4 protein-coding genes and 1 pseudogene are annotated in these 4976 nt (G+C 68.9%); 4 read left to right on the top strand and 1 reads right to left on the bottom strand.

Annotated features, from left to right (window positions below):
• A pseudogene (gene murB, locus WAN02_RS13875) lies at positions 1-256 on the top strand (UDP-N-acetylmuramate dehydrogenase); the annotation flags it as partial.
• A 46-nt stretch (positions 257-302) separates the two neighbouring features.
• Entirely contained in the window at positions 303-1616 is a 1314-nt protein-coding gene (locus tag WAN02_RS13870; RefSeq protein WP_422264773.1) for a L,D-transpeptidase, read from the top strand.
• Here the strand turns inward: WAN02_RS13870 and WAN02_RS13865 are convergent.
• Positions 1594-2379, bottom strand: coding sequence for an SDR family NAD(P)-dependent oxidoreductase (locus tag WAN02_RS13865; RefSeq protein ID WP_422264772.1), 786 nt, complete (start codon positions 2377-2379; stop codon positions 1594-1596). The two genes, WAN02_RS13870 and WAN02_RS13865, sit on opposite strands and share 23 nt — an antisense overlap.
• A gap of 191 nt (positions 2380-2570) precedes the next feature.
• Here WAN02_RS13865 and WAN02_RS13860 point away from each other — a divergent pair, with 191 nt between their 5' ends.
• Positions 2571-3869, top strand: a complete 1299-nt coding sequence (locus tag WAN02_RS13860; protein WP_422264771.1) for an ROK family protein — start codon at positions 2571-2573, stop codon at positions 3867-3869.
• A 35-nt stretch (positions 3870-3904) separates the two neighbouring features.
• On the top strand, positions 3905-4976 hold a 1072-nt coding region (gene mshA, locus WAN02_RS13855), incomplete at its 3' end, for a D-inositol-3-phosphate glycosyltransferase (protein WP_422264769.1).

Below are 4976 nucleotides of genomic sequence, written 5' to 3'. Positions count from 1 at the left end.
GCACTACCCGGCACCGGACGGCGTCAAGCTCGCCGCGGGCTGGCTCGTCGAACAGGCCGGCTTCGGCAAGGGTTACCCGGACGTCGACAATGCCCGCTGCCGACTTTCCACCAAGCATGCGCTCGCGTTGACCAACCGCGGCGGAGCCGGCGCCGCCGATCTCGTGGCCTTGGCACGGACTGTGCGTGACGGGGTGCGCGATGTGTTTGGTGTCACATTGGTACCCGAACCCGTGCTGGTCGGCTGCTCCCTGTGACTCGCGCGCGGAGGAAGCGCGTTGTTTCCGCCGGTATCTTGATGTCGTGAGCACTGCGCGCGACCCTTCGCCGGTCACCCGGCGCCGGGCCCTGACGACCCTGGCGGTCGGAGTCTTCGCGCCCAACGTGTTAGCCGCGTGCTTCGGTGGATCGACCAAGCAGGCCGAGAAGGCCAAGCCCCAGGCCGAAGCCACGATCACGTTCCGGCCGGCCGACAAGACCGCCAAGGTCCTGCCGACCACGCCGGTCAGCGTCGAGATTCGCGACGGCTGGTTTCAGCACGTCGCATTGACCAACGCCGACGGCAAGGTCGTCGCGGGCACGCTGAGCCGGGACCGCACCCTGTACACCGTCACCGAGGCGCTGGGCTACGACGGGACCTACACCTGGAGCGGGTCGGCGGTCGGTCATGACGGCAAAAACCACCCGGTGAAAGCCGAGCTGACCACCATCGCGCCCACCAAGGTGATCGACGGCGGATTCCAGCTCGCGGACGGCCAGACCGTGGGAGTCGCGGCACCGATCATCATCCAGTTCGATGCGCCGATCGCCGACAAGGCCGCCGTCGAGCGGGCGCTGAAGGTCACCACCCAGCCACCCGTCGAGGGCAGTTGGGCCTGGCTGCCCGACGAGGTCGGAGGCGCCCGCGTGCACTGGCGCAGCCGCGAGTACTACCCGGCCGGCACCAAGGTGAACGTCGACGCCAAGCTGTACGGGCTGGCCTTCGGCGACGGCGCCTACGGCAAGCAGGACATGAGCCTGAGTTTCGACATCGGTCGCCGTCAGGTGGTCAAGGCCGAAATCTCGTCGCACCGCATCCAGGTGGTCCGCGACGAGGGCGTCATCATGGACTTCCCGTGCAGCTACGGCGAAGCCGACAAGGCGCGCAACGTCACCCGTAACGGCACCCACGTGGTCAGCGAGAAGTACTCCGACTTCTACATGTCCAACCCGGCCGCCGGTTACAACCACATCCATGAACGCTGGGCCGTGCGGATCTCCAATAACGGCGAGTTCATCCACGCCAACCCGAACAGCGCCGGCGCGCAGGGCAACACCAACGTCACCAACGGCTGCATCAACTTGTCGACGGCCAACGCCGAGCAGTACTTCGGAAGCGCGATCTACGGCGACCCGGTTGAGGTGACCGGCAGCACCATCGAGCTGTCTTACTCCGACGGCGACATCTGGGACTGGGCGGTCGACTGGGACACCTGGGTGGGCATGTCGGCCCTGCCGCCGCCGAGCGGCGCCAAGCCTGCGCCGGTGTCGATTCCACGCAGCGCGCCCGCCACGCCGCGTGACGCGCCGACGTTGTCGGGCACCCCGACGACGACTAGCCCTGGGCCCGGCGGTTAAACCGGCCGGCTGACGCCTGATCGCGCGGCCGGATGATGATCTGGTCGAGGTTGACGTGCGATGGCCGCGACGCCACGAATCCGATCACCTCGGCGACGTCGCCCGCCGTCAACGGTGTGATCCCGCTGTACACCGAGTCGGCGCGCTGCTGGTCGCCGTCGAACCGCACCAGTGAGAACTCGGTTTCGACGGCGCCGGGTGCAATCTCGGTGAGCCGCACCGGCTTTCCGAGTAGCTCGCCTCGGAGAGTCCGGTGCAGCGCCCCTTGCGCATGCTTGGCCGCGGTGTAGCCGGACCCGCCGTCGTAGATCTCCATCGCCGCGATCGACGTGACGGTGACGACCAGTCCGTCGCCGGAGTCGATCAGCTTGGGCAGCAGCGCCCGGGTGACCCGCAACGTGCCCAGCACATTCGTCTCCCACATCCACCGCCAGTGCTCCAGATCGGCCTCGGCCACCGGCTCCAGTCCCTTGGCGCCGCCGGCGTTGTTGACCAGCACGTCGACCCGGTGCAGGCCGGTGGCCAGCTTGTCGACCGCGGCGTCGTCAGTGACGTCGGCCACAACCGCTGTACCGCCGATCTCGGCGGCAAGCGCATTGATCCGGTCCGCCCGACGCGCCACCGCCACCACGTGAAAGCCCTGTGCAGCAAGGATTCTCGCGGTCGCCTCGCCAATCCCCGCGCTGGCGCCGGTGACCACCGCGACTGGCTGCTCGCCATCACGATGGTCGGATGTCGTCGGATGTGGATCAACGGGACTCATCTGAGCAACTCTAATAACCGTGCTAAATTCCTCGTGTGTACGTCAGCACCTTGTTCGGCTGTCTGCCCGCGTGTTGTTGCGCGGGCTGCGCGTGTTGTTGCCGCGCAGCCAGCCGCGCCTGAGCTAAGCGCTAAGCGCTCGCGACGGTGGCGGCTAAGACCGCCATCGGAACTCGGACAAGGACTCGCAAAATGCGCTCAACAACTTTCACTTCTCACTCACACAATCCGCTCGCGGCCGCACGGCGGCGAGCTCCCGGACGCCACCGCGTGGTGGCGCCCTCGCTACAGCTCTCTGACGCCGCCGCGTCATTGGTCTTCCGAGCCGTGCGGTTGCGCGGCCCGATCGGCCGCGACGTCATCGCCCAGGTCACCTCGCTGTCGATCGCGACGGTAAACCGCCAGGTCATCGCCCTGCTGGACGCCGGAATCCTGCGGGAACGCGCCGACCTGGCCGTGTCCGGGGCGATCGGGCGTCCCCGGGTGCCCGTCGAGGTCAACCACGAGCCGTTCCTGACTCTCGGCATCCACATCGGGGCGCGCACCACCAGCATCGTGGCCACTGACTTGTTCGGCCGCACGCTGGACGCCGTCGAAACACCGACTCCGCGCACTGCTCAGGGTCCCGCGCTGGCCGCGTTGGCCGACGGCGCCCGGCGCTACCTGCGGCGCTGGCACCGTCGGCGAGCCCTGTGGGTGGGTGTGGCCATCGGTGGCACCGTCGACGGCGCCACCGGCCACGTCGACCACGCCCGGCTGGGCTGGCGGGAAGCACCCGTCGGGCCGGTCATCGCCGAGGCGCTCGAGCTGCCGGTTTCGGTGGCTTCGCACGTCGATGCGATGGCCGCCGCCGAACTGCTGCTCGGCATGCGCCGGATCGGGCCCAACTCGTCGACCAGCCTCTACGTCTACGCCCGCGAAACGGTGGGCTACGCGCTGGTGATCGGCGGTCGGGTGCACAGCCCGGCCAGCGGGCCCGGCACGATTACCAACTTGCCCGCCCAGTCCGCGTTGCTGGGCGGCTCGGGTTTGCTGGAATCCACCGTCAGCGACGAGGCCGTGCTGGCCGCCGCGCGACGGCTGCGCGTCCTGCCGGCCCGCAGTGATGGGTCAGCCGCCACCGTGACCGATCTACTAAAGGTGGCGCGCCGCGGGAACGACCAGGCCAAAGAGCTGCTGGCCGAGCGCGCCCGAGTGCTCGGCGAATCGGTCGCGCTGCTGCGCGACCTGCTCAACCCCGACGACCTGGTGGTCGGTGGCCAGGCGTTCACCGAGTATCCCGAGGGCATGCAGCAGGTCGAGCAGGCCTACAAGACGCGCCTGGTGCTGCCGCCGCGTGATATCCGAGTGACTGCGTTCGGCAACCGGGTGCAAGAGGCCGGGGCCGGCATCGTATCGCTGGCCGGGCTGTACGCCGACCCGCTGGCCGCCATGCGCCGCGCCGCTCCGCCGGTGCCCGCCTACGAGGTTGACGTCGAGACACCCGCCTGACCTGGGACTCCAATCGGTGCTGCAAAGATGACAGGGTGGCCCACATTGACCTGTCCCGGCTAGACGACTCAGAGCTGACCAATCCGCGTCGCGTCGCGGTGTTGGCGGTGCACACGTCGCCGCTCGCCCAGCCCGGCATCGGTGATGCCGGCGGGATGAACGTCTACGTGCTGCAGAGTGCCCTGCATCTGGCCCGCCGAGGCGTCGAGGTGGAGATCTTCACCCGGGCTACGGCGTCCACCGATCCGCCGGTCGCGCGGGTCGCTCCCGGTGTGCTGGTGCGCAATGTGGTGGCTGGGCCGTTCGAAGGCCTGGACAAGTACGACTTGCCCACCCAGCTGTGTGCGTTCGCCGCGGGTGTGCTGCGAGCAGAAGCCGCCCACGAGCCGGGCTATTACGACATCGTGCATTCGCACTACTGGCTGTCCGGTCAGGTCGGCTGGCTGGCCCGCGACCGGTGGTCGGTGCCGTTGGTGCACACCGCGCACACGCTGGCCGCGGTGAAGAACGCCGCGCTGGCCGAGGGCGACATTCCCGAACCTCCGCTGCGAACGGTCGGCGAGCAGCAGGTGGTCGACGAGGCCGACCGGTTGATCGCCAACACCGATGACGAAGCGGTGCAACTGGTTTCGCTGCATCACGCCGACCCTGCCCGCATCGACATCGCTCACCCGGGCGTCGATTTGGAGATGTTCCGTCCGGGCGATCGCCGGGCCGCCCGGTCCAAGCTGGGGTTGCCGCCCGAGCAGGACGTGGTGGCCTTCGTCGGGCGGATCCAGCCGTTGAAGGGACCCGACGTGTTGCTGCGCGCGGCGGCCAAACTGCCGGGGGTGCACGTGGTGGTCGCGGGCGGGCCGTCGGGCAGCGGGCTTGCCGTGCCCGACGGCCTGGTTCGGCTGGCCGCCGAATTGGGTATCTCCGACCGGGTGACATTTTTGCCGCCGCAATCGCGGGAAGATCTGGCCACCGTGTTCCAGGCCGTCGACCTGGTTGCGGTGCCGAGCTATTCGGAGTCGTTCGGTCTGGTCGCGCTGGAGGCGCAGGCGTGCGGAACACCGGTGGCCGCGGCGGCTGTCGGCGGCCTGCCGGTGGCAGTGCGCGACGGAC

The organism is Mycobacterium sp. (genome assembly GCF_049281135.1).
Taxonomy (GTDB): Bacteria; Actinomycetota; Actinomycetes; order Mycobacteriales; family Mycobacteriaceae; genus Mycobacterium.
Note: the sequence above shows the minus strand (reverse complement) of the source record. Positions and strands in the feature narration are given on the sequence as shown.